Source organism: Novosphingobium profundi, assembly GCF_018491765.1.
Taxonomy (GTDB): domain Bacteria; phylum Pseudomonadota; class Alphaproteobacteria; order Sphingomonadales; family Sphingomonadaceae; genus Novosphingobium; species Novosphingobium profundi.
This window is the reverse complement of sequence record NZ_JABWCU010000027.1, coordinates 1-23437: the sequence shown is the minus strand read 5'-3', so window position 1 is coordinate 23437 and position 23437 is coordinate 1. Positions and strand designations below refer to the sequence as shown.

The 23437-nt window shown below is 59.7% G+C and carries 16 protein-coding genes and 1 pseudogene; 8 read left to right on the top strand and 9 right to left on the bottom strand.

The annotated features are described in order from the left end of the window. Positions 1-304 precede the first annotated feature (304 nt). Positions 305-973: a hypothetical protein gene (locus HT136_RS23405; RefSeq protein ID WP_343222298.1), complete on the bottom strand. Its 669-nt coding sequence runs from the start codon at positions 971-973 to the stop codon at positions 305-307. Between the two features lie 203 nt (positions 974-1176). On the opposite strand from HT136_RS23405, the gene HT136_RS23400 reads away from it, so the two are divergent. After that, positions 1177-1518 carry a hypothetical protein gene (locus HT136_RS23400; protein ID WP_214202256.1) on the top strand — a complete coding sequence of 114 codons (342 nt, stop codon included), beginning with the start codon at positions 1177-1179 and terminating at the stop codon, positions 1516-1518. 150 nt (positions 1519-1668) lie between these two features. Here HT136_RS23400 and HT136_RS23395 read toward each other — a convergent pair whose 3' ends face one another. The 3 genes from HT136_RS23395 to HT136_RS26745 all read right to left on the bottom strand — a co-directional run bounded on the left by HT136_RS23395 (position 1669) and on the right by HT136_RS26745 (position 4293). Next, a complete protein-coding gene (locus HT136_RS23395) occupies positions 1669-2613 on the bottom strand; it encodes an ArdC family protein (protein WP_214202255.1) in 945 nt (314 codons plus the stop codon). A 396-nt stretch (positions 2614-3009) separates the two neighbouring features. Then, the gene (locus tag HT136_RS23390; RefSeq protein ID WP_214202254.1) at positions 3010-3336 is read right to left on the bottom strand and encodes a single-stranded DNA-binding protein; all 327 of its coding nucleotides are present in this window, start codon (positions 3334-3336) and stop codon (positions 3010-3012) included. Between the two features lie 351 nt (positions 3337-3687). Then, positions 3688-4293: a DUF7146 domain-containing protein gene (locus HT136_RS26745; RefSeq protein ID WP_425516914.1), complete on the bottom strand. Its 606-nt coding sequence runs from the start codon at positions 4291-4293 to the stop codon at positions 3688-3690. Between the two features lie 927 nt (positions 4294-5220). Between HT136_RS26745 and HT136_RS23380 the strand changes: the two genes are divergently transcribed. The 3 genes from HT136_RS23380 (at position 5221) to HT136_RS23370 (ending at position 8767) form a co-directional block, all read left to right on the top strand. After that, positions 5221-6309: a replication initiation protein gene (locus tag HT136_RS23380; protein WP_214202274.1), complete on the top strand. Its 1089-nt coding sequence runs from the start codon at positions 5221-5223 to the stop codon at positions 6307-6309. Between the two features lie 195 nt (positions 6310-6504). Continuing rightward, positions 6505-7707 (top strand): AAA family ATPase, encoded by a 1203-nt coding sequence (locus HT136_RS23375; RefSeq protein ID WP_039396537.1) that lies wholly within the window; start codon positions 6505-6507, stop codon positions 7705-7707. 46 nt (positions 7708-7753) lie between these two features. Further along, positions 7754-8767 carry a ParB/RepB/Spo0J family partition protein gene (locus HT136_RS23370; RefSeq protein WP_214202252.1) on the top strand — a complete coding sequence of 338 codons (1014 nt, stop codon included), beginning with the start codon at positions 7754-7756 and terminating at the stop codon, positions 8765-8767. A gap of 5 nt (positions 8768-8772) precedes the next feature. On the opposite strand, the gene HT136_RS23365 is transcribed toward HT136_RS23370, so the two are convergent. Then, positions 8773-9123 carry a thermonuclease family protein gene (locus HT136_RS23365; RefSeq protein WP_343222297.1) on the bottom strand — a complete coding sequence of 117 codons (351 nt, stop codon included), beginning with the start codon at positions 9121-9123 and terminating at the stop codon, positions 8773-8775. Between the two features lie 514 nt (positions 9124-9637). On the opposite strand from HT136_RS23365, the gene HT136_RS23360 reads away from it, so the two are divergent. From HT136_RS23360 to HT136_RS23350, 3 genes are all read left to right on the top strand, one after another. After that, the gene (locus HT136_RS23360) at positions 9638-10444 is read left to right on the top strand and encodes a hypothetical protein (protein WP_214202251.1); all 807 of its coding nucleotides are present in this window, start codon (positions 9638-9640) and stop codon (positions 10442-10444) included. A 205-nt stretch (positions 10445-10649) separates the two neighbouring features. Further along, positions 10650-11699 carry a hypothetical protein gene (locus HT136_RS23355; RefSeq protein ID WP_214202250.1) on the top strand — a complete coding sequence of 350 codons (1050 nt, stop codon included), beginning with the start codon at positions 10650-10652 and terminating at the stop codon, positions 11697-11699. A gap of 342 nt (positions 11700-12041) precedes the next feature. Further along, complete coding sequence (locus tag HT136_RS23350) at positions 12042-17204, top strand: NACHT domain-containing protein (RefSeq protein ID WP_214202249.1); 5163 nt, start codon at positions 12042-12044, stop codon at positions 17202-17204. Positions 17205-17549: 345 nt separating this feature from the next. Here the strand turns inward: HT136_RS23350 and HT136_RS23345 are convergent, their stop codons facing one another. Further along, positions 17550-19166 (bottom strand): DNA-directed RNA polymerase subunit alpha C-terminal domain-containing protein, encoded by a 1617-nt coding sequence (locus HT136_RS23345; RefSeq protein WP_214202248.1) that lies wholly within the window; start codon positions 19164-19166, stop codon positions 17550-17552. A gap of 537 nt (positions 19167-19703) precedes the next feature. On the opposite strand from HT136_RS23345, the gene HT136_RS23340 reads away from it, so the two are divergent. After that, entirely contained in the window at positions 19704-20915 is a 1212-nt protein-coding gene (locus HT136_RS23340; RefSeq protein ID WP_214202247.1) for an IS256 family transposase, read from the top strand. A 331-nt stretch (positions 20916-21246) separates the two neighbouring features. On the opposite strand, the gene HT136_RS23335 is transcribed toward HT136_RS23340, so the two are convergent. The 3 genes and pseudogenes from HT136_RS23335 to HT136_RS26410 form a co-directional block, all read right to left on the bottom strand. Then, positions 21247-22218: a cation diffusion facilitator family transporter gene (locus HT136_RS23335; RefSeq protein ID WP_214202246.1), complete on the bottom strand. Its 972-nt coding sequence runs from the start codon at positions 22216-22218 to the stop codon at positions 21247-21249. Positions 22219-22284: 66 nt separating this feature from the next. Next, entirely contained in the window at positions 22285-22503 is a 219-nt protein-coding gene (locus HT136_RS23330) for a hypothetical protein (RefSeq protein WP_214202245.1), read from the bottom strand. 213 nt (positions 22504-22716) lie between these two features. Then, positions 22717-23310: pseudogene (locus HT136_RS26410) on the bottom strand (outer membrane protein assembly factor BamB family protein); the annotation flags it as partial. Positions 23311-23437: the final 127 nt, after the last annotated feature.

Genomic DNA, 23437 nt, shown 5'->3' with positions numbered 1-23437 from the left:
GGGAGGGGGATCACCCGCCCTGCACGGAAGCGTCAGCGAAGGAAGGGTGGGGATACCGCCGCGATCACCAAGCGCAGCGCGGACCTGCCGCGCGAAGACGGCCCGGCTCTTGGGCAGGGAGGGGGAGGCCGCCCCCTCCTTAGTCGGACAGGCAAGCCTGGCGGCGACGCCGCCGCATCTTTGAGCGAGGATCGTCACCCGCATGGGACGAAACCGCTTGCGGGTTCGGTTGAAGCGAAGCGGAGATAGAGCCGTGCCGCGAGGTCGCTCCCCTCCCCGTCCTATCCCCAGGTCTGAAACGAAATCAGGGTTTCTGCGCGATCAAGGCGGTGACGTTCTGCTTGCCATCCATCCACGCTGCCGCGGTCGGGCTACGCCAGGAAATCATGTCATGGATGCGTTGATAGTCATCGGTCAGATTGCGTGTGAAGACCGGCTCATGGTGCGCGATCCGGTTGCGCAAATGGCGGATGCCCTGGAGGTCGGCATAGGCCTGGCTGCGGCATTGGGCGACGCTCAGCCCTCCCGGTGCTCCTGGAAAGACTGTCCGGAAGTGTGCGTTCCAAAGACGGCTATCCTGTCCGGCGGTGAAGATATTCTCCCAGAAGGCAAATTTGAGCTCCGCGATGATCTTGCCAGTCGTCGGCAGCTTGCGGGCACAGGCCTGAAGGTCGTCGGCCGGGTTGTAGCGAAACCGATTTTTAGGTCGCGGCAGGCTTCGGATATAACCATTGTTCCAGGGCCAGTTCGCGCCATGGACGGCCTCGATGGCTTCTGCGATCCCATTGCGAACCGCGACTTCACAGACCTGGAGAGGAACGATCAGGGCCGAGGAAATGTCGAGATTCCATTCGTAGAGCTCGAGCGCCTGCTCCCGATCATTGCCTTTCGCCTGGAGATAGGTGGCAAAGCACGGTGCCGAAATAACTTCGGGCAGATCCTGAAGCTCAGCGGGAGTGAAAGGCAAGGTCACTATCCTGTCTGCGCACGGTATTGACGAAACCGTCACTACCGCCATATAAGGGGTCATCGGCTTTGAGAACGCGGGCTTACGCCCCCCCTCATCGTCTAAGGAAATTAAAGGCCCGCCGAAAGGTGGGCCTTTTCTTTTTCCGCCAGTGGCTTGACGCAACAGGCACCATGGACGGTGTCGAGCCGGATTGCTAGGCTCATCCCATGACCGAAATTGCCTCCCTTTTCCCTCGTTGGGCCTCGACCTGGGGCGAGCTGGCGCGCACGAACGCACTGGCGCGATCGCATTGCCGCTGCTGCGGGATGCAACAGCGGGTGGACGTGTCGATCCAGATTTTGCGCTTTGGCGCAAACGGCTCCCCGATCGACCTGCGTGACAAATGCATGGTTGTCGGCTGCCACGGTTCCGTTTTCTACCTGGTGGCCCGCACTTACGGGCGGCAATGGATTGCGATGGACACGCGTAGAGAGCCACGCGAAGCCGTTGCTCCAGGCGTCAACGCAGTCTCGCTTGATCTCGGTTCCCGCTCGTCCAGATCGCGTTAGACCTCCATCACGCAGGCGCTATGAACAGGCTGTAAGGAGGCGCGATTTCGCCTTAAAAAGGGCATATTTCGGGCGTTTTGGGCTAAAACTACCGAAATTCCGCATATCCGCATTTCGAGGGCGGCTGTGCCGCCGCCCTCGGGGTCTCCCTCACGCGGCGATCGTCTGCACAGGCGCATCCATATGGGACAAAATCAATTCGCTGGCAGCCTGTGCCGCGCTGGCAGCGCGGAAAATGGCCCGCTTATCATTCCGCAGGCCGGTCAACCACGAAGCTACGTAAGCGGCATGGTCCTCACGCTCGGTCGGCTCCATTCCAAGCTGCGCGCAAAGCATGGCGGCGCCAATCTCGGCAATGAGCTCCTCCTCTGCCCTGATTTCTCGGGCTTTTCCATAATAACGAAGGGTTTCGCGGGCGAGACGCTTGGCGCTCCCGGTGCTGTGCACGGCCTCATGGGCGAGGGTCGCATAGAAGGCATTGCCACTTTCAAAGTCGCTAAAGGCGGGCATCTGGATACGATCGGCGGCAGGGTCATAGAAAGCACTCGGGCCGCCCTCGGCATAGGGAACGGGCCAGCGGGCAAAGGCTTCGTCCAGTCCGGCATCGCGCTCGTCGCGGTTCTTCATCTCGACAGCAGGCGCGGGGTACTTGGACATATCAAGCCCGTCGATCTGCTCGACGTTGAACACGACGTAGCGCTTCAGGAATTTGCGGGTGGCTTCTTCGCCCTCGCTGTTGGTGACAGGCTCACCGGTTTCGCCGTCCTTGGGGGTGAAGGTTCCGGCGTGAACGACAAGATTGCCCTTTTCGCCCTTGCGGACCTGCCCGCCCAACTCGGCGGCCTGGCGGTAGGTCATCCAATAGGGATTGGCGTAACCGCGCGTCATGGCGGCGGTCCAAAGCAACAGGATATTGATCCCCCGATAGGCGGTTCCCTCGTGGCGACGGGGAAGAGAGGCAAGGCCGGACGCCCAACGGGGCGACCATGGGCGGGTGCACTCTTCGAGCATAGCGATAATCTGGTTGGTGACTTCCTCGTACACGTCGGTGCGCGGGGCGGTGTTGTGGCGGGTGGTCTTGGTCTTGCGGGTCATGTGCTGGCTTCCCTTTTTCCTCATGGAGCCGAAGGCGATGGCGTCCATCGGCTTCTGCCCGCTGGCGAAGCCGGGGGGGTTGAACCGGCACCGGAGGGCCGAGTGCGAGGGAGGGGGATCACCCGTCCTGCACGGAAGCGCAGCGGACGGAAGGATGGGGACACCCTCGCGCGAGCCAAGCGCAGCGCGCCTGCGCGCGAAGACGGCCTGGCCCTTGCCGGGAAGGGGGGAGGCCGCCCCTCTTTCATCGCGATTTAGGAAAGTGGCCGCGTCAGGCGCGGCCTCAGCATCGAGCGAGGATCGTCACCCGTATAGGACGAAACCGCTTCGTGGGTTCGGTCGGAGCGAAGCGGAGATAGAGCCGTGCCGGCCGGCCGCTCCCGACCCTCCCCGTTTCTAGTTGTCCTGCTCGGCCATCTTGCGCGCCAGGATCGAGAAGGAATCCGCGATCAGGTCGGTCTTGTAGACGATGCCAGCGTCACCTGAATGGCTGTTCTCGCGGGTCCGCCCGGTGATGTGAACAAGGTCGCCTTCCTCGGCGTTCTCGACCTGGGCGGCGATCTTGGGAAAGCACACGACGCTGTTCCAATGGGTATCAGTCTTCCAGTCGTCCCCGTCCCGCCGGTTGTAGTTTGACGCGACGCTGACATAGGTAACTTTCTCCAGAGGGCGAATTTTTCCAATACGGCCGATAATCCGGAATTCTGCAATGTTCTGGGGCATCGAGGTCTTCCTTTCAGGCTTTCCAAATTGATTTTGACGGGGAGGTAAGTCGCTATTCGCCCGAGGAGCGCCCTGCCCCCGCCCCCGCCCCCACCCCTCGGGCGACGCTCGAGCTCTGCGTCTGTCTGCGAATTTCGCCTTCTTGGTGAGGCTGCGCCAGGCTTTGATGCCGCGCAGACTTTGCCAACAGAATCCGAGCATCGTGCAAGCCACGGACGAAGCCTGACTTGCCTTGGCACACGGACTTCGGAGCTACGTCGCCGCACGAAAAGTCGTGTTGCGCACCGCTTGATCCATTCCACCATATGGCGGCGCAAACGCAGGCAAAACCGCCAAGGATCGCTAGAGCTCTCACCGTTCCGCCCTGCCCTTGGCAAGAAGCGCGTCGTTCCAATCCCCTCCAGGGGGAGGCAATATGATTTGAAGACTGCGACCATTTTCCGTGAGGTGCGGGTGGGCGCGAACAAGACCATCTCGGGCGGCTTTGCCATGTTGAGAGTAAACCCGGACCCGTCGGACATGGTCTGGTATGTACAGATCACGATAGCGCTCGACACCGCATACGGCCGAGCAGCCGCTAAGTTCGTTGAGGACGATGGCTGATTCTGCGTCTTCGAAGCCTTCGGCCAGATTCATGGTGTCGTCAGCTGGCGCTCCAAGATGTACCGCGCTTTGCCGCGGATCGCCCAACGTTCGTTTGGCGGCATCAAGGCACGCACATTTGCGACCATCGGTTTCCAGGAAGATTCGCAATAGGGCTACGAGCCGACCGCTCTGGGTCATAGGTAGCAAAAGTGCGGGTAAACGGAGTTTGCGTCCTGCCTCATACGTTATGGCGCCGGGCGCGTACCGTCCGGCCGTCGAACGGGGAAGGCCACGCTTTGCAAGGTAACGCTCGGCAGGCGTGCCAGGGGTTGGAAGTGCGTGATCCCACAGGTGCCGGCATAACGAGGTCATGTCGTTTGTCGGTTTGGCAGTTGCATTGTCGCGTGCTGAGATCGTTGGATTTAACCGCTGAGCCCGTAAAGCGTTGATTACCTCGCGTTGTGTGCAGCCTGCAAAACAGTGGAACAGCACGGCTTTGCGGCCTGGCGTGATCGAAAGCAAAGCTTGATGATCATCGTGAGCTGGACAGCAGACCTTGCCATAGCGGCCGTGCCAGGTACCTTTGAGGTCCCTTACGATCTGCCGAGCAGCGGATTGAGGGGTGGTTGCCATAGTCCGAATATAGCATATACACTAAATCCGTACGGTCTACTGTCGGAGGTTGGTTCGTTATGATCTTTCGGTATGAACTATGGGTGCGGGTGATCGAGATGGTCCCTCGGTTTCTTCCCTTCTTCTGGAATCCTCTTTCAAACAGCGCCGCTGCTTGCAGCGGAAGGTCTTCTGATTCTAAAGGATTCAGATTCAGGGGGCAAAAATCGACGGATTCCAGCGGAGTTGAAGGGGGTATTCCTGACCGGTTGGGGGAGTTTGCCTGCCTTATTGGGGGCCCTTTCCTGACCTATCGGGGGTGTTTCCCTGACCGGTTGGGGCTATCCTGACCGGATGGGGGAGGCACCAATGGCTCTCCCACGCAACGTCCAAGCATCGCGTTTCGGCAGGGAATGGACCTCTCCGCGCACGATTCTCGCCCTCCCCTCCCCTGACCGCAACGACTCGCCGGAATCTGCAGGCTCGCTTTCCCTGGAGGGGCAGATCGATCCTGACCGCATGGGGGCTCAGGATGACCATTCCTGTCCTGACTTGACCATCTGGGACAGGTCAGGCACACCCGAAACCTTAAGTGCGAATCTCCTCGAGCGTTATGACATGGCCAAAAATCGAGCTTCCGACAATGCTGAGGATAGCGATGTGGGCCAGCCTTCTCCTGGTCGGGCGATGCGCGTTGCGGCAGCCTTGCAGGCAAAGGGGGGCGATGAGTTCGCAAAGCCGGGCAGCATTGTCGAAGTCAAGTTCGTCAAGGGCCAGTCGCTTAGCCTTACCGCGTCGCGCCTTCTTGCCTTGATGATCCTGACTGCAGGCGGCGATGCATGGGAAGACCGTTCACATCGTATGCGCAAGGCGGATATTCGCCGGGGCCACAAGGGCAATGAGCGCATTTCCGATATGCTCGAGGAACTGCACCGCACTCTGTTCGCGATAGACGACACGTCCTGGCGCGGCAAGAAGGCGACGATGCGTTTCTCACTGATCTCGTCTTCGCGCGAAGAGGTTGAAGATGAGCCTGGCGCGGAATCGGGGTGGATTGAATGGGAGTTTACGCCCGAAGCGCGCAAGCTGATCCAGGAATCTGAGACTTATGCGGTTCTCAATCGCCAGGCGGTTCTCGGCTTTCGCTCGAACTATGCCTTAAAGCTCTACGAGGTCGGCGCGCTGCGTTTGCACCGGCGCCAGTCGACCTGGAAGGGTGATATGATGGCCTTGCGAGCTCTGCTTGGAATTGGCCCGGACGTTTACAAGGACTTCGCCCAGTTGCGACGCAAGGTGCTGGAGAAGGCCAAGGCTGAGATCGACCAGCTTGCGCATTTCAGGGTTGAATGGCGCGAAATCCGCAAAGGGCGCGCGGTCAGCGAGATCGAATTTCGCTTTGAGCCCAAGGACGCGCCGGCGCAGATCGCGACCGTGGATGAGATTTCGCGCCATTCCGGCGGACGCAAGGCGCGGCGTGAGGACGAGGTCGAGACCGTTGAAGTAAAGGAGCTGACGCAGAACGTCGTCTCAGCTTTGACGGGGAAGGGGGGGGGAGAACCCTCCGAACTGCGCTTCCCCAGCGGAACGCTGCAATTTGGCGCCGATGAGCTTGCCGCGATCGCGCGGCGTTCTGGTGGAGGATGGGACATTGATCTTATCGCCAACGCCTATCGTGATCAGATGGGCGAGCGTCTGTCGAAGTTGAAGGGCGCCAAATTGATCGCGTCCTGGACCGGGTATTGCGAGAGCTTCTTTGCGCGTCGGGGCAGGCCCTGATCTGCAAATTGCACCAGTGCAATTTTCCGTACGACCCCCCAATCGGTCAGGATAGCCGAGCCTCAGTTAGCCAATACGCGTTGAAGCACGCGAGGGGCGCCTGAACGGAGCACCAATTTGCGAAAATGCATCGATTATTGACCGATAAGTGCAAACTGGCGTAAGCTATCCCTAGTTTCGAAAAGGGAGGCTGGCTTGGCCGCATCACTCGATATTGAAGGCGTGCAGGACGAGGTGTCGGTCCAGGCGCTGGCTCAACGCACCAGCTCTGTTCTTGAGCGCCTTCGCGATGCGGCGCGTTCGGCCCGGGCCGATGACCGTCGCGAGCCTACTTTTCAGATTGGCAAGGCAGCGGAACTGGTGGGCCGTACGCCCGCAGCTATTCGGGAAGCCGAGAAGGACGGACGTCTTCCGCCTCCACCGCGCACTGAAAACAACCGTCGTGTAGGGTACACGCTCGCACAGCTCAACGACATGCGTGGCTTGTTCGGGACACGTCCTTGGCGCGCGCCCGAAGATCCCTGCAGCGTCATCGCGGTCCAGAATTTCAAAGGCGGTGTGGGCAAGTCGACGTTGTCTGTGCACCTCGCGCAGTACCTGGCCATTCGGGGCTACCGGGTTGCCTTGATTGACTGTGACAGCCAGGCCTCGGCAACGACATTGTTCGGCTATGTGCCTGATTTGGACCTGTCCGAAGACGACACCCTCTATCCGTTCCTGCGGCATGACGGCATGGACTCGCTCGACTACGCGCTGCGCAAAACGCATTTTGACGGGCTCGAGTTGATTCCGGCAAACCTGCGCCTGTTTCAATCTGAGTATGAGATTGCCGCGCGTATGGCGCGAGGGCAGGGGAGTCTGATTGATCGCATGGCGCAAGGCATCGCGAGTATCTCGGATCGTTTCGACGTGATCGTGCTAGATCCGCCGCCAGCATTGGGGGCCATTTCCCTGTCGGTGCTGCGCGCGGCCAATGCCTTGGTGGTGCCGGTGCCTCCTACGGTCATGGACTTTTCCTCCACGGCCGCGTTTCTTGCCATGCTCGACGAAACGATCGAAACGCTGGCGGAACGGGACATGGCGCCTTCGCTTCAGTTCCTTCGTTTCGTCGCGTCCAAGGTCGACGAGAACAAGTCGATGCAAAAGGAGCTGATTAACCTGATGCGCAGCTTGTTCGGGCACGCGATCGTGCGGACGCCGCTCAAGGATTCCGCGGAGATCGATAATGCCACGGCGCGTCTCATGACCGTTTACGAACTGGATGGCCCGGTTACGAGTTCGTCTGTTCGCAATCGCTGCCTGACCTATCTGGACGGCGTAAACAGCGAAATCGAGATTGATATTCGTTCGATGTGGCCGAGCCATCTGGCCCGGTTGCGCAAGGAAGGTGTCGTATGATGCGCAAGAATTGCACCGGTGCAATTTTGCCTGAGGGAGGGCACTCGTGAGCAAGAAGAACGCGAATTTTGCAGCCGATCTGGTGGCTGGAATTGCGCCAGCTTCCCAATCTCCAACGCCGCGTCGGACCGGTATCGGTTCGAGCGTTCTGACGGGCCGAGAGAGCCGTCTCGCCGAGCTTGCCTCCGGAAGTGTCGTTTCGCGCACGCACGAGCTCGTTGACCCGGCGCGCTGCCGGATGTGGGTAGGTCACAACCGCGAATACGCGCTTCTTGACGAGGAGCGGTGTGCGGATTTGATCGAGAGCATGAAGGCCCAGGGCAAGCAGGAGATGCCCGCGATCGTACGCCGGGTTAAGGGCGAAGCCGACTACGACTACGAGGTGATTTGCGGCGCGCGGCGGCACTGGACGATTACCTGGCTGCGCGCACACAACTACCCCGATTTCCGCTTCCTGATCGACGTTCGTGATCTGACCGATGAAGAGGCTTTCCGGCTTGCTGATATCGAGAACCGCGCACGCGATGATCTTACCGATCTGGAGCGCGCACGTGACTATCTGCGTGCGCTGGATGCCTACTACGAAGGCAGTCAGAAGCTCATGGCGGAACGGATCAACGTTACCCAGAGTTGGTTGAGCCGTTATCTCGATCTGGCTCGGTTGCCGCGCGAACTGATGGTTGCTTTTTCGCGCCCCCAGGATCTGAGGATCAAGCACGTCACGGCGATCAAGCCTCTCTTGAAGCCGGAGGATCGTCGCGAGCGGGTATTTGCTCAGGCGGCGGAGCTCGCCGAACGCGAGAAGGACGCAGAGCAGCTGACGCCGGTTCCTGACATCATTCGTGCTCTGGCCCTTGCAGCCGATCCCCCCAAGAAGTCAGGATCCCCCAAAAGGTCAGGAAAGGCGCAAACGGTCCGTTCTGAGGACGGCAAGCCGCTTTTGAAGATCGAGACTCTCGATGGCAAAGGCATCAAGTTGACGCTGCTGCCACGGGGAGGGGGCACACGAGCCGAAGCCGAAGCCGCTTTGAAAGACTTGCTCGAACAGCACTGGTTGTAGGCGCTTCAACGCCACGCTCTTGCCAGGCCTTGCGCGATCAGGAATTCGCCTACGTCTCGCCCGCGGACTGACACGCGAGCAAGCGTACGGCTATACCGGTCTGTACCGAGCGGTGTTATGGTAATGGGCGCCTTTCCTACAAAGCGGATCAGGGCGTCTCGGCTCGCTTTGCCGAGGGCATAATCACACCAATGCGTCGAACGCTTCGTCCGCGAGCAGGAGGGTGATCCAGGCAATTCTGGGGCATCGATGTTGGCTATTCGAATGCGCTCACGTCCACAGCGAAGAGTGTCTCCGTCGTGGATTTTGGGAGAGGAACAGCTGAATGCGGCTGCAGCAAGGATGGACAGAAGCATCCGGCCTTCTTTCGCAAGAATGCATCGCACACAACATCTGAGTGAGGAGCGGGCTGCTGAGAACCTTGGCGATTTCTGACTCTGGGACAATGGCGACGGTCGGCTTACCGGGGGGCACCCCACGAAAGCCGACCTTCGCTCCGTGGCAGCAGTACGTCGGCTCAACGGCTCGCCGTGGGACATTCGCGGCTGTCAGCTACATAGCGTCGCAACTCGATCTCAGATGCTAAAGGTAACTTTCCTACCGTCCGTCACACGGTTTTGAGCACCCACCCTTCGCTGGGGCTTGGCAGGACCTACGCGAAACATTAGATTGATGTTATGAGCAAAGGACGTATCAACTCCGAAGGTTCGATGAACACCGCAACGCGCACCCTTCGCGCGGCAGGCAACAGTTGGGCCCAAGTGGAACGCACCGCGCGGCGTGACGATTCCGGAGTCTATGTGGTGCGTCGCAGTGAATTGCACCCTGCTAACGGCGTTGCCCAAAACCGTCGCGCTTAAGTAGCCCAGTATGGGTCTGACCCTGATTGCGATTTTTACGGCAGCGCTGTTGCTGCCGGGCATAATCGCTGCTCGCTCTTTCTATTTCGCGGGTCAGACGCGCGAGGTGGAAGTTCCAGTCCCGTCGCTCTCTACCCCGAACGGCATTTCTTTGGTCGGTGGCTTCAGCCTCGTGGTGCACGCGGTTTATGTCCTGACACTGAAGATTGTTCTCCAAATACCACCAATAATCCCGCTCCCGCTATCGGATCCTTATCGCCCATTCGTTGCGGAGAAGGGAGATAACGCTATCGACCTTGCGTGGGCATTTCTGTCCGGCCTATTTCTTCTTAGCCTGCTTGCTGTGCTCATCGGATTTCTGACGGGTCGGGCCGCGATCAAATGGATGGACAAATCCCTGATCTATGGTCCGCTTGCCGATGTTATAGAAAGCGCGAATGGCGACGACAAGTTCATCACTGCGTATGTGATTTCCAAAATGTCAGAAGGCACAAGATTTGTCGGCTATCAGGGAACGGTCGACTCCCTGTTTCGTGATGACGACAGATTCCCTACAAAGGTTGTTTTAAAAGATGTGGTCCCATTTTACCTTGAGCTAGGGGATGATTCCCCCGTGAGGAAGGAAGCGAAGCAGGTAATTGACTGGCTCGTTATGACCGCAGACGATTGGCACAACATAGCTTTTAGAGTTTTCCAACTCGTTGATGACAGTCGGGAGACAGAAAACTCAGAGGACGCAGCCGTCCCTGAAACGGAGCAGGCAATCAAACGTCGGACTGCTGACGTATCTGAAGACAGGTTCGGATGGCATCGATGACAGCATTGCCCTCGCTCTCGGCTGAGCCATGGATTTCCACCAGATAAGCCAAGACTTCGGCCATTGACGGGGTTGGACGAATGACGCTGACGATATTCGATACTACGGCTGACTTAATTGCCGCCATGCTGGTTCTGTGAATTTTCCGCCCATAGCCTTTCCACTCAATTAATTGACGCTTAAGTCCAGTCCAGCGAGGTGGATCATGGACGAGAATACAAGGCGCACTCTGGCTCAGAGCATCGAAACTGCTCGGCGGCTATCAAGCACGGTCGAAATCGGCGAAACGGTCCGCAAAATGGACGAGGCCCGCAAGCTGGCGAGGACTTCAGAAGTTGGCGAAGCGATGAGCCGACTTCGTTCCGTCACGGCGACAAACGAATTCATGGAAAAAATCGCCGCCGCCCGACGCACATTAAATTTCGTTGAACCTCAGGCGATGAAAGCGATGCAAGCCGCGCCGCGCTTCTTCCTTCCACCATCGCCGGTCAGTGCGCACCTCCGGCAGCTCGCCGAGAATACCGCCAAGATAGCACAGGCTTGCAAGTCGGTCCTTGTCCCACTCCAGCCCATCTTCAACAGGCTTTCCGAACAATCTGCAAAAGCTAAGCTGGTGGAAGCAAGCGGATGGCTACCCCATTCCAGCACACCGTTTCATCTTATCGATGAGGATCAATCAACTGAGGAAGTCGATGCGACCATCGCTAGCTTCTATGAAGAGAACTGGTCGAGCATCGAAACGGATTTTCTTGAAGCTGTATCGGACCACGAGATCGATGCTGAAGCAAAGATATGTTTCGCAGAGGCTATCAAGGCGCATAAACTAGGCCTGTATCGCACAGTTCCTCGGACGCTATTCCCAGAGGTTGAACGTGTAGCTGCTGTTGAATTTTACGACGGTAAGCGAAAAGTCAAAACCAAGGATGGCAAGATGGTAGGCATCACTAGCCTGCCTACAATCCGAAGAGATATTGGCAACCTCCCAGCTGGAGAGGTGACTACATACGATTATGGCTACCACCTTTTCAAAAAGATGGAATCGCATTTGTATGAAAAGGTCGGTGAAGATCCAGATACAATCGCTGGCTTTGAAGCTGATCCAGTTCCTAATCGCCACGCCAGCCTGCATGGCATCATCGTCTATAACACCGCAAAGAGCAGCCTGAACGCCCTCATCATGACGGAATTCCTGTTCCATATGATGTCGCGGGTGAAAACATACCTCATCGAAGAAGCCGATGAGGATAACGAATAACGAGCGTGAGCAAGGCCCATGTCCTGTAGCTGATAGCGAAAAGCCCCGATTTCATGCCCTGAAAAGCCGCAGAAATCAGGGGATTCGCAAGCCCAGAAATAGCAGAGCCCCTGCAATTCAAGATTCTTTCAGGGCTACGTTATTGAGCAATCCATCATCAATCACGCGCAACTGACGGACCAGCACTGCGCGCTGATTGGCGTATGCCGCCCGCAGATCGCGAGTTTAGTCCCAAAACGTGCGAATAGGCAAAATCGCGGTCAAAACTTGTCGAGTTAAATCCTGCCTCGCGCTATTGGTGGAAGGGGGCGCGAGGGCCGCCGAGAATTCGAATGAACACGGATGAACCAGGAACCGGCGCAGGCATCCAATGATAAAGACAGCGGCTCCAGCCCGGTTGGGCGCGGGGGCGCGGGCACCTACATCGAGGGTGAGCTTGGCGCGTATTACCTGCTCCAGATGTTGGCCGGCAGCGAAGCACGGGGTCTCCCCAATGCCCAGATCGAGAAGGTCCAGTTCCAAGGCGTGGATGAAGGCTATGCGCTCGACGATCTGATCATTCATGCGACGTCGAAAAGCGGAAGTTCGGTTCTCGAAATTCAGTCCAAGCGCACCGCCACCTTCGCGCCGAAGGACGCGGTTTTCATCAGTGTGTGCGACCAGATCGCGCGGAGCGCGCCGGACAATCCGCCGACCGACCGGCACCTTCTGGCTGTCGCGACCCAGCGCACCAGCTTCGCGATCTCCGGCCCATATCAGGATGTACTCGCCTGGGCGCGCTCTGCGACTTCCGGGGCTCAGTTCTTCGCCCGGCTTGCGCTCAGGGGGGTAGCCAGCCCGAAGATGCGCGATTTCGGCCAGGCGTTCCGGACCCACCTTGTCGCGCATGGGATCGCGGACGATGACGAGGTGATTTGGAATATTATCCGGCGCTTCCTGATCCTAGAGTTCGACTTCGAATCCAGCGCACCACAGGCGCGGGACTATGCGCTCATGCTGGCGCGGCAGGTGCTCGCGCCCGAAGATGCCGGCCGCGCCGAAGGGCTCTGGAGCAATCTGATCGCGCTGGTCGTCATGACTGGCACGACCGGCGGATCGCTCGCACGCCAGGCGCTGATCGACACGTTGACGGCTCACGGCTTTCGCCTCGCCGGCGACCGGAACTTTTCCCGAGCCCGCAGCAAGCTCGCCGATATGTCACGCCAATCGCTCATGGACATCGGCACGAGCGTCGGAGGGATCACTCTCCCTCGCCTCGGCGCTTTGGCGGCGGTGGAAGAGGCACGCGACGCACACCGCTTCATCGAAATCACCGGCGATCCCGGTGTCGGCAAGTCCTGGGTGCTGCGTCACTTAGCTGAGAGGCAGGCACGCGAAGGCCAGGTCATCGTCCTCGATCCGATTGCGACGCCCGATGGGGGCTGGTCTGCGCTCTCAGGACGCCTCGGCGTCCCAGGAGCCGCCAGGGAATTTCTCGGCGATATTGCGGCCAGCGGCGGTGGGATCCTGTTCATCGATGGGCTCGAGATGTTCGCGACGGCAGAGCGGCGCCGCACGGTCAACGACGTCCTGCGGGAAATCGCCGGCATCGAGGGGTTCTCGGTCGTTGTCTCGACGCGGCCCGATCTCGGCGTCGAGGGCAGTAGCTGGCTTGCCGAGGACGCCATTGCCAGGTTCGGCGCCCCGCACCGGGTGCTCGTGGGAGAGCTCGACGACGACGAGGTCGCAGTTCTGATCGAGATGGCGCCGGAACTGCGCGCCCTGCTGTCGCCGGACCATCCGGCCGCTCCGATCGCCCGTAATCTGTACCGACTGACCCAGCTGCTGAAGGTGCCGAGCACGGTCGACATCCGCACGGAGGCAGCGCTGGCACACCATTGGTGGGACAGCGCCGACGGGGCGGAGACCAAAGACAAGCGCGCGGGCCAGCGCTTGCTCGCCGAACTAGCTGAAGCGGTCCTCGGTGGCCGCGACACGATCGATGTCGCCACCGATTCAGATGCACGCACGTATTTGTTGAACAGCCGGAGCCTGAGCGAGCCGCACCGCGACAAGCTGGGTTTCCGCCATGACGTGCTGCGCGACTGGGCGATCGGCGCACGCCTCCATGAGGACATCAACCTGCTCGATGACGTCGACCTGACGGTGCCACCCTCGCCGCGCCTCGCACGCGGTATCGAGTTTGCCGGCCGGTTTGCGTTGGAAAGAGCATCGGACGGCGCGGCATGGCAGCGGCTCCTCGATGCTCTGGCGCGCCCCGGCGCGCATGCAGCGTGGCGTCGGCAAGCGCTCCTCGCCATCGTAAGGTCAGAGCTTTCAGCCGAGTTGCTCAACCGATGCTCCGACAAGTTGCTTGCGCAGGGCGGCGCGCTCCTCATCGAACTCTGCACCGCAATCATAGCGGTGGAAACGATGTCGGCGGCGGCGCTGTTCGCGCAGATCAAGGCCCACGGGGGCGAGGTTCCCGAAGGCACGACGTCCCTTCGCGCGGCGTCCTCACCATCTGCGCCCGCGGTGTTGATGTGGTGTTTCGACCATAAGGCGCAGATTCCGGTTCACGCGATCGCGTCCGTGGTCAAACTCGTGGAGATCCAGTTATTCCTCGCGATGACCATTTCCGCTTACGGGCAAGTGGCCGCCGGGATGCTGTTTGATTGGCTGTTGCAGCTCGATGTGCGAGAGACGGTGATCGCTATACCGTCGCCTGCGGACGCCCCGAGGATTCCAAGTGAAGCGCGTTCGCGCATGATCGAGGATCTTCGCAGCATGACGCTGTTGCTCGCAGCAAACGCGCCGGAGAAGGCAAAGGCCTATCTGCGAGCGGTGGCGGGCGAGAACGACACTTACAAGGTCAAGTCGATCCGACCGTTCAGCAAGGCTCTTGCGAGCGTGGCGCCCGCAGAACTTGCGGCGCTAATCGAAGCCAGCCTCATCGAGAAACCGCGCAAGGGACGGTCGCGCCGCGAGGCCATGGGCCGCGTCTTCGGTTTCGCGGATAGCGACTATATGCCGGCGTCGCCGGCACAGCCGCCATTTCTCGAGCTCCTTGATGCCGATCCCCAAATCGGGCTAGCGCTTATTCGCACGCTCGTCGCAGCGGCGGTCGAGGGTCATGCCGATGGCAAGGCGACCGAGACCGATGGCTTCACGATCGTCGTGGACGGCACGCCGCGCTTCTTCCCCTGGGTCCAGACCTATTTCTGGTCACGGCAGTTTCAGGCGCCGGAATCCTCGGTCGGTTCGGCCCTCAAGGCCCTCGAAGCCTGGTCACATGAGCGAATCGAGCGCGGCGAAGACGTCGCCAAGGCGCTGGAGGATATCCTCGGGCCGGAGGGAAGCTGCGCGGCCTATCTCGTGGTCGCGATTGACGTCCTCATGTCCCATTGGCCGGCGACGCGCGACGCGCTCGTTCCATTTGTGGTCAACCCACATATTCTCGCCAGCGATCGCGATCGCGCTTCGATCGAGATGTTCGGAGGCATGATGGTCGGCGAAAAAGAGCCGAGCGGCCGCGTGCGGCTCGCCGATCTCGCGAAACGCGGCTCCCGCGGCTTCACCCTCGAGCAGTTGATGTTCTACTATTCGGGGAACGACGAAGCCAGTTCTGCCGTTCGACGGCATCTTACCCATGCGGTCGATGAACTCGGACCATATGACGAGAGCGACACTTTTCGCGATCCAGCGTTCATGGGAGCCCATGCGCTGAACCTGGTGGACCGGGCCAACTGGGTTGAGGTCGAAGGCCAATTCAGTTTTGTGCCACCATCCGCCGAAGCCGAGCATCTAGCGCGCCTGGAGACCGCGAGCCGCGCACTCGCCCTGTCGAGCGATATCGAGGCGAAAATCCAGCTCGCGACCAACGATCCGGCGAGAGGCTCGGAAAAGATCGCGCGCCAAGCGGCGGAATATGCGGCGGGCGACCTGCCTGACGACCGTGACGAAGACTATCTCAAGGCTCGGTCCACGCGCCTCATTGCCACCGCCATGCTGATCGCGCGTGATGGCGACGACGCCCTCGTCGCCGAACATGAGGCCTGGGTCCGTGCAGTCATCGATATCGCTCTGATCGAAGAGGTGGACGCATACGGCTCCGGCGAGACCCTGGGCTTCAACCGGCCCGGGATGGCGATATGCGCACTTGTTTACCTTTGGCATCGGCGCAAGCTGGCGGTGGATCGTGATCGGATCGTGGAAGCTGCCGTGCGCGGCGACAGGGCAGCGATACCGGCGTTCACTGCGGCTCGGGCAACCATCGATGACGCTGATCCGCGCCTGATCAAATCGGCCATCCGGATGGCCTTCGCACGACGCCGCTATCGGTGGCACCCCTATGATGAGGATCCTGCCGAGAAGACCGCCTATGAGGCAGAGCGCGCGCGTCAAGACTGCGAGGCGGTTTCCGCCGAGATTGCGTGGTTGGACGGAGGCCCTGAGCCTGACTGGCCAGCGGTGCCTGATGAGAGACTCTCTCTACGGAGCAAGCCGCGCGCGCCCCTTTCACGCAATCGGGCACGGATCGAGCTCGAACAGGACGAGGCAGATGAGCGCTGGACGCCGCGCTCGAAACAGGCATCGATCCATGTCGATACGCAGGGCATCGCGAAGTGGCTCATGCTTTTGAACTGCGGAACTTGCCCAAGACCGGCGTGGTTTGAAGTAATTGTCGATACTTATGCGCCTTGGTCGGCGCGGCTCAACGCGCATGGCTGTTCCGCCGACGCTGAGCTCAATCGATTGCCGGACGACTGGAACCAGCAATTCTATCGACTAGTCACCGCGGTCATAATGGATGCCGCGCCGGACCGGCTCGACACCATACTTACTCCGATCCTGGAACTTCCAGATCGCTCGTTTTGCGACGTGGCCGACACACTCACGCGTGCGGCCGATGCCTGCTACTTCAATAATCGGGGACGCCTTGCCGATCGCGCCTGCGCGATCCGGCGGCAGCTGGTGACCCGCACCATGGCTCTCAATCGCTGGTCTTGGCATCGCGAACCCGGTGACCTGCGGATAGATTTCCAGTCAGGTCCGACCATCGGCGTCATGCTGATGAACGAATATACTGGGGTGTCGAGAGCCCAAAGCTATCTGATTCCAGCGGTCTTCGATCGGATCGATCCGCTGCTCGAAACATTGCGCCCCATGATGCGGGGCGGGCCGACGGCCTTTGTGGCGCTTTGCACTATGAACACCCTTTTGATTGGGCCGACCGCGCGTCACCTCGACTTCCTACTCTTCGCCATTGAAGCTTGGCTTGAGGCCACGGGGGGCGACCGGACGATGTGGCATGAACTTGCGATCGGCCGAAAGGTCGCGCAATGGTTCGAAAGCGCGTGGATGGACGACCCATCGCTCTATCAGCCCCATCATGCGCAGCGCCTGCGCATTGACGCGATGCTTGGGCGACTTGTCAGCCTTGGCGTATCCGAAGCCCATGAGCTCGAACTAAAGATCGAAGCGGAACGAAACGGCCCGGCCCAAAGCCTCTTGCGAAACGCATGATCGCAGCAGCGAGCGGCGCTTCACTGCCGGCCCGCCCCGCAACTATCAGCTTTTCGACCGGCCGGTGCAGGCGTGCGCGGACGTTCGCGCTTCCTCATCGAAAGGGCGTATGTCGGTCGACACCTTGCCGGGTTAGCTGCCGGTCCGCACATGGACATCAAATTTTGGCGGCTGTACGGCAAAGAAGGGTCGGCAGTGGCTCGAAGGAGAATGGGAAGGCACGAAGGCGCGGTTTTCTGCGGCCAATCCCGCCAACCTATTATCAGCTTTCTAAAGATAATGTTGGCCCCAGGGTACCTAGTGCGCCCTGTGCTGGTGGGCCTTGAGTCTACAGTAACCCAAGCCTTACTCGTTATTGCCTGGCTCTGGCTTGCGCGTGGGGCGAAGGACAACTTCGCTCGCGGGAGTTGAAGGAATTGGCGGGTTCTTTTCCATCTCTTCGACGAAGGCGCCGATCATGTAGCGCATATCGGGCATATGTGTGAGGAGTTCACCGATGTCCCTCTCCGCTGAGGTTAGAAAGCGAGCGCCGGAGTGAACAAGCGGCGAAGTTGCGCCCCAATCGCCCGCCACGGCACCAGAATAGATGCCTGCCGCTGTTGTCACAGCGGTGATAGTTACCAGATTGATGATGGATCGCTTGGCTATGCCTCCAGCCTTGCCCCCTTGATAGTCCCCTCTCTCGGCGGCAGCGCACAGGCCCTTTATCACTTCTGCGCTATCTTCTAGGATGAGCAGGTGCTCTCGCGCGGCTTCGAGCACACCGATCGTGGGTTGAAGATCGGCTGACTTGACCAGGAAGTTACTGGATTCTTCGTCCAGTTCGCGCACGCTGGGGAATGAGCGAAGCCACGGCGACAGGTTCCGGACAAGATCGTCCAACGGGCGCCTCAACTCAGGGTCGAGCGGTGCGGCGTACGATTCTACGCCGGCGACTAGCCGCTGGTCGAGTTCAACGAAGGACCAAAGCTCAAGCGCTTTTGAGTAGAGAAATCCGAGCGCGTCGGAAACATCCTCGGCGGGTTGATCGAGCAGCGCAGTGAGTTCAGTTGTTGCGTGAGCGATCCCCGTCCAACCTGGCTGATTGTCGAGGCGTTTGACCTGTCCGGAAAATCGCCGCGCCTTGTCTATCAATCCTTGCTGCAGTTGACGCATTATCGGCTTGGTTGCGATCGACCGATCATCGTCAGTCGCGTCTGAGACAATTGTAAAATGATCGCCATCGGGTTCGAAGGTCGCGCCACCCTCGGATTGTTCGAGTTGAGCCACCTTGACTGCGGTCTTTTTCACGAAACTAGCATCGTCTAGGTCATGAGCCGTTGTGCCGGGAACATCCATACCCAGACGGAGGCCGCGTGCGTGTAGCGCCTCTTTGATCTGCCTCAAGGTCTCGCGGCCCAGCCCGCTCTTTCGCAAGAGAGCGGCCTCCGAGAATTGAACGAGTTCGCCGATTAGTCCGATTTCCGAGGAAAACAGGAGCGATCTCGTCCTGGTGGGCAATCCGAGGTGTGACACCGGCTCCATAAATATGGAGCTATCAAAGGGCTGGTCGCGATCATCCAGGGCTTTGAACGAACGCTCACGAATCCATCGCGAAATCCGGCGGACAGCGCCCATGTTCCTCGAAAGATCGAGATCATTGATCTGGATATAGTGGTGCGTTGGATGTGGTCGCTGGATGTTGCGCGGATAGATATGGATCCAAAGGAGCTGGTCCCGCTGCGAGGCTTGTTCGAAGCGAGGAATTTCTGCGGAATAAAGATTTGAAGCGAGAAGGCTTCTGGATACGATCAGAAGGTAGGGGGCCGAGTTCGTCCCGAAGCGGGGTGTCGGCGCCAAGGCAGCGTTGACCAGAAACTCGGACCCAGGGTTTTCTGATTGCAAGGCATCCAGTAGATCGAAAGCGAACCGATCATCGTCGGGATGTGCCAGAATAATCGCAGAAGGATCTGTCCTTTTCATGTGGCTTGGCTAATCGGCACGGCGCGCGCGTGCAACCCGTGGGATCGTTTGAAAGCCGTCGTTTGCTCAGGCCAGTCTTGAGCGTCCAACATAAGGGAGCAGACAGACTGCAGCTGGGAATTAGAAATTTCCGGCTGAATGGCGGGAAAGGGTCGACGGCGGAAAGGCAGCAACGCGCCCAAATCAGCTGTAAATTCGGCCAAGCCCACTCGAAGTCGGTCAGGTCAGATCGGCTCATGCCGTGCGTGAATCACAACTTGCGGTGTTATGATGGAGGCATTGCAGGTCCGCCCGGGATCGAGGCAGGAGGACACAAGTGGGGATCGCAATCGGCTTTGGAACGGCCTCTCAGGCCGAACCCTGTAGAGCCGACTGGGGTTAGCGTCCGCGCTCGTGGTGTAATTTCCGGTGTAGATTGAGGTGATCGCATGAGGTGGGGCATGCCCCACCTCATGCGATTTCGAACTCGGTGGCCACCGGGCTCATCGGTAAGGTGGAGTTACCACACTTCACACGCCCACCGAGGAGTTGATCCCGATGACCGACGACAGACTACCGCTTGCCGAACTGATGGCGAAGACCGGAGACACAGATTTCCTGCGCACAATCGCCGAGAGCGTGCTGCAAATCATCATGGAGGCCGATGTCGATGGCCTGGTCGGCGCTGGCCGCCATGAACGATCGGGCGAACGCACGACCTGGCGCAATGGCTACCGCGACCGCAGTCTCGATACCCGGCTCGGCACGCTCAACCTCAAGATCCCCAAGCTGCGGACCGGCGCCTACTTTCCCGGCTTCCTGGAGCCGCGCAAGACTGTTGAGAAGGCGCTGGTCGCAGTGATCCAAGAGGCGTGGATCGCCGGGGTCAGCACCCGGCGCGTTGACGAGCTGGTGCAGGCGATGGGCATGACCGGCATCTCCAAGTCCTCGGTGTCAAAGCTGTGCAAGGACATTGACGAGCGTGTCCATGCCTTCCTCAAGCGACCGCTTGCCGGCGACTGGCCCTACCTCTGGCTCGATGCCACCTATCTGAAGGTGCGCGAGGGCGGACGGATCGTCAGTGTCGCCGCGATAATCGCCGTCGCGGTCAACACCGAGGGCAAGCGCGAGATCGTCGGCCTGCACATCGGCCCTTCCGAAGCCGAGCCGTTCTGGTCGACCTTCCTCAAGGACCTGACCCGCCGCGGTCTGACCGGCGTGAAGCTGGTCATCTCCGATGCCCACGAGGGCCTCAAGGCGGCGATCACCCGCGTGCTCAGCGCCACCTGGCAGCGCTGCCGTGTCCACTTCATGAGGAACGCGCTCGCCTACGTGCCCAAGGGCCAGAACACGGTCGTAGCTGCCGCGATCCGCCAGGTCTTCCTCCAGCCCGATCATGCAGCCGCGACACAAGTCTGGCGGCAGGTCGCCGATCAATTGCGGGCCCGCTGGCCCAAGCTCGGCGCCTGCATGGACGATGCCGAGCACGACGTGCTCGCCTACATGACCTTCCCCGAGCAGCACCGGGTCAAGCTGCACTCTACCAACCCACTGGAACGCCTGAACAAGGAAGTGAAACGCCGCGCCGATGTCGTCGGAATCTTCCCGAACGAGGACAGCATCATCCGTCTCGTCGGCGCCGTCCTGCTCGAGCAGAACGACGAATACCAGCTCCAGCACCGCTACATGCAGATAGAGGGCATGGCCGCCCTTACCACATCAACAACAGAGGAGGTTCAGCCGCTACAGATTACACCCAAGGCCGCCTGAAAATGCAGCCCGATGGCCAGCACCGAAATTACACCACATTGACGGACGTGACCCGACTGGGTGGTGGACAGTCGCGAAAATTATGATTGGTTCGCCAATCAAAAGGAACTTGATGAAGGCAGCGCCTTGTTCACGCCTGAGGGCGGCAAAATGGGGCGAGTTGCCTGCCTCCGATCCATCTGGAACGTCCAAGAGCATTACCCTCGATTGTCACCGGATCAACGTCAGCGGCGTCTCACTTATGCCCGATCTGGCGGCATCTCTTCAAGATGAAGGGGCTGTAGCGGTGATCGACTAAGGCTTCTTGCTCACGAGGCAACATAACGATTGTTCAGTCAGCAGAGACCGCTGGCGGATTTATGGGTTCCCGACTTAAAACAGCTTCCTCGCGTTTTTCGGGGCGGATGTAGATGGAAGTGATCTTGGGAGAGGACGTTTTCATCTGGGTCTCCAGTTGCTCGATGAGCGTTTCGGCCTCGCCCATCGGCAGATCATCTGCAAAGTCGACGCTTGCGGCGACAAAGATTGAATTCGGGCCGGTATGAATGGTGCGAACGTGATTGACGCCGGTGATGTTCGGGTCTCGGTCCAACACCACCCGTAGAGCGTCGATGAGTTCTGGGTCGGCGGCTTCGCCGATCAACAGTCCCTTGGATTCGCGGGCAAGCAGGATGGCGACCGTTGCTAGCACCAGTCCGATGAGAACCGAGGCCGCACCGTCCAAGCGCGGGTCCGCGAAATACCCGCTGGCCCATATACCCAGCGCTGCGATAATTAGACCGACAAGAGCCGCGCTATCCTCGAACAGTACGATGAAGCCGGGAGGGTCCTTTGAACGGCGCACAGCCTGCCACCAGTTCTGGTCGCCGCGCGAAGCATTGAATTCCTTGACAGCGAGTGCCCAAGATGTGCCCTCCATCGCAAAGGCGATGCTAAGGATGATGTAACTGAGCGAAGGGTCCGCGATCGGGTGGGGCTCGCGAATATGGGCGATTCCTTCATAGATGGAAATACCCGCGCCGCCTGCGAATATGAGGATCGCCACCACGAAGGCCCAGAAATACAACTCACGCCCATATCCAAAAGGATGAGCGGCATCGGGCGGGCGTTCACCACGCTTCTGGCCGTAGAGGAGAAGAAGCTGGTTCCCGCTGTCTACCAGCGAGTGAACACCTTCGGTTGCCATCGCCGATGACCCGCCGATCCCTGCTGCAACGAACTTGGCGATCGCGATGCCAAGGTTCGCCGCTAGCGCGCCGTAAAGTACGATGTTATGTCGAAAGTGTCCGGATGTTTTGGCCATGCCGCGGATAACGAGCGGGAAGCTTTAGCGTTTCACTACGCGGCCCGGGATTCATTCCCATCTTAGTTATAATCGGTCGTACACAACCTTGGCCGCTACGCTCGTCCCTAAACGCTTCCCCAGCGCGCATCCGCCGATGTCTTTGGCGATGACTTCCGAGCCGAGCCGGCCAAGCATGGACATCGCAGCTACGCCTAGAATGGCGCCGACCCAGTCTATCGATTCCGCGAACTTGACGACCATCTGGCTGCTTGCGAATGCGCCGCCGGGGGCCTTGCTGAACACGTCTTGCTTCTTTTCAGGAGCGTGGTCTGGCCGCGAGGTTGGCTCCGAGAAGGGGCGGCAACGACAATGCTTCTTGGGCAAGCGGATTCCTACGAAGATGCGCGGTACCCATCACCCTGGTCCCGCGGTTCAAGCCCCCGCATCTCGCACATCGTTCTACGGTGAGATTAGTTAGGGCGTTGCTGTCACCGGAACGGAATTCTGGGGTTGTCCTCATGGCAGGGAATAGGCGATCACCTGATCGCCGATCGGTGTTTCCATGAAATGATGGCCGCCCGGTGCGATCACCAGATACTGCTTTCCGTTCACCATGTAGGTCATCGGCGTCGCCTGGCCACCTGCGGGCAGCACATCCTTCCAAAGTACCTTGCCGCTCTTCAGATCAATTGCGCGGATCAGATTATCGGTGGCGGCAGCCACGAAGATCACGCCACTTGCCGTCACCACAGAGCCGCCGTTGTTGGGCGTACCAATCGTCCAAGGCAGCATCGAAGGGATGCCAAAGGGACCGTTGGTGCGGGCCTCGCCCAGCGGCTTATCCCAAATAGTCTTGCCGGTCGCCATGTCGATGGCACGGATGCCACCGTAGGGGGGCTGCTTGCACAGCATCCCCGTCAGCGGCAGCCGCCAGCCAGCGTTGACATCAATAGCGTAGGGCGTGTGTGCCTGGGGATCGCCCGCACCTTCGGCGCCGCCGATCTCGCCGCGCGCCTGATCGCGCGGTGCCCAGCCCCTCTTGTTGGCCTCCGCGCGAGGCACGAGTCGCACGTAGTTGGGCATGTCGTTGTAATTGGCAACGATCACGCCGGCTCTGTTGCAAAGATTGTCCGCGAGCGAGTGAGATCCGCCGCTTCATGGCAATCAGGCGGCCGCGACCAAGTGTTGGTTGAGTAGTTCCATGGTCTCGGTCAGCGCTGACGGTCCAATGCCGAAA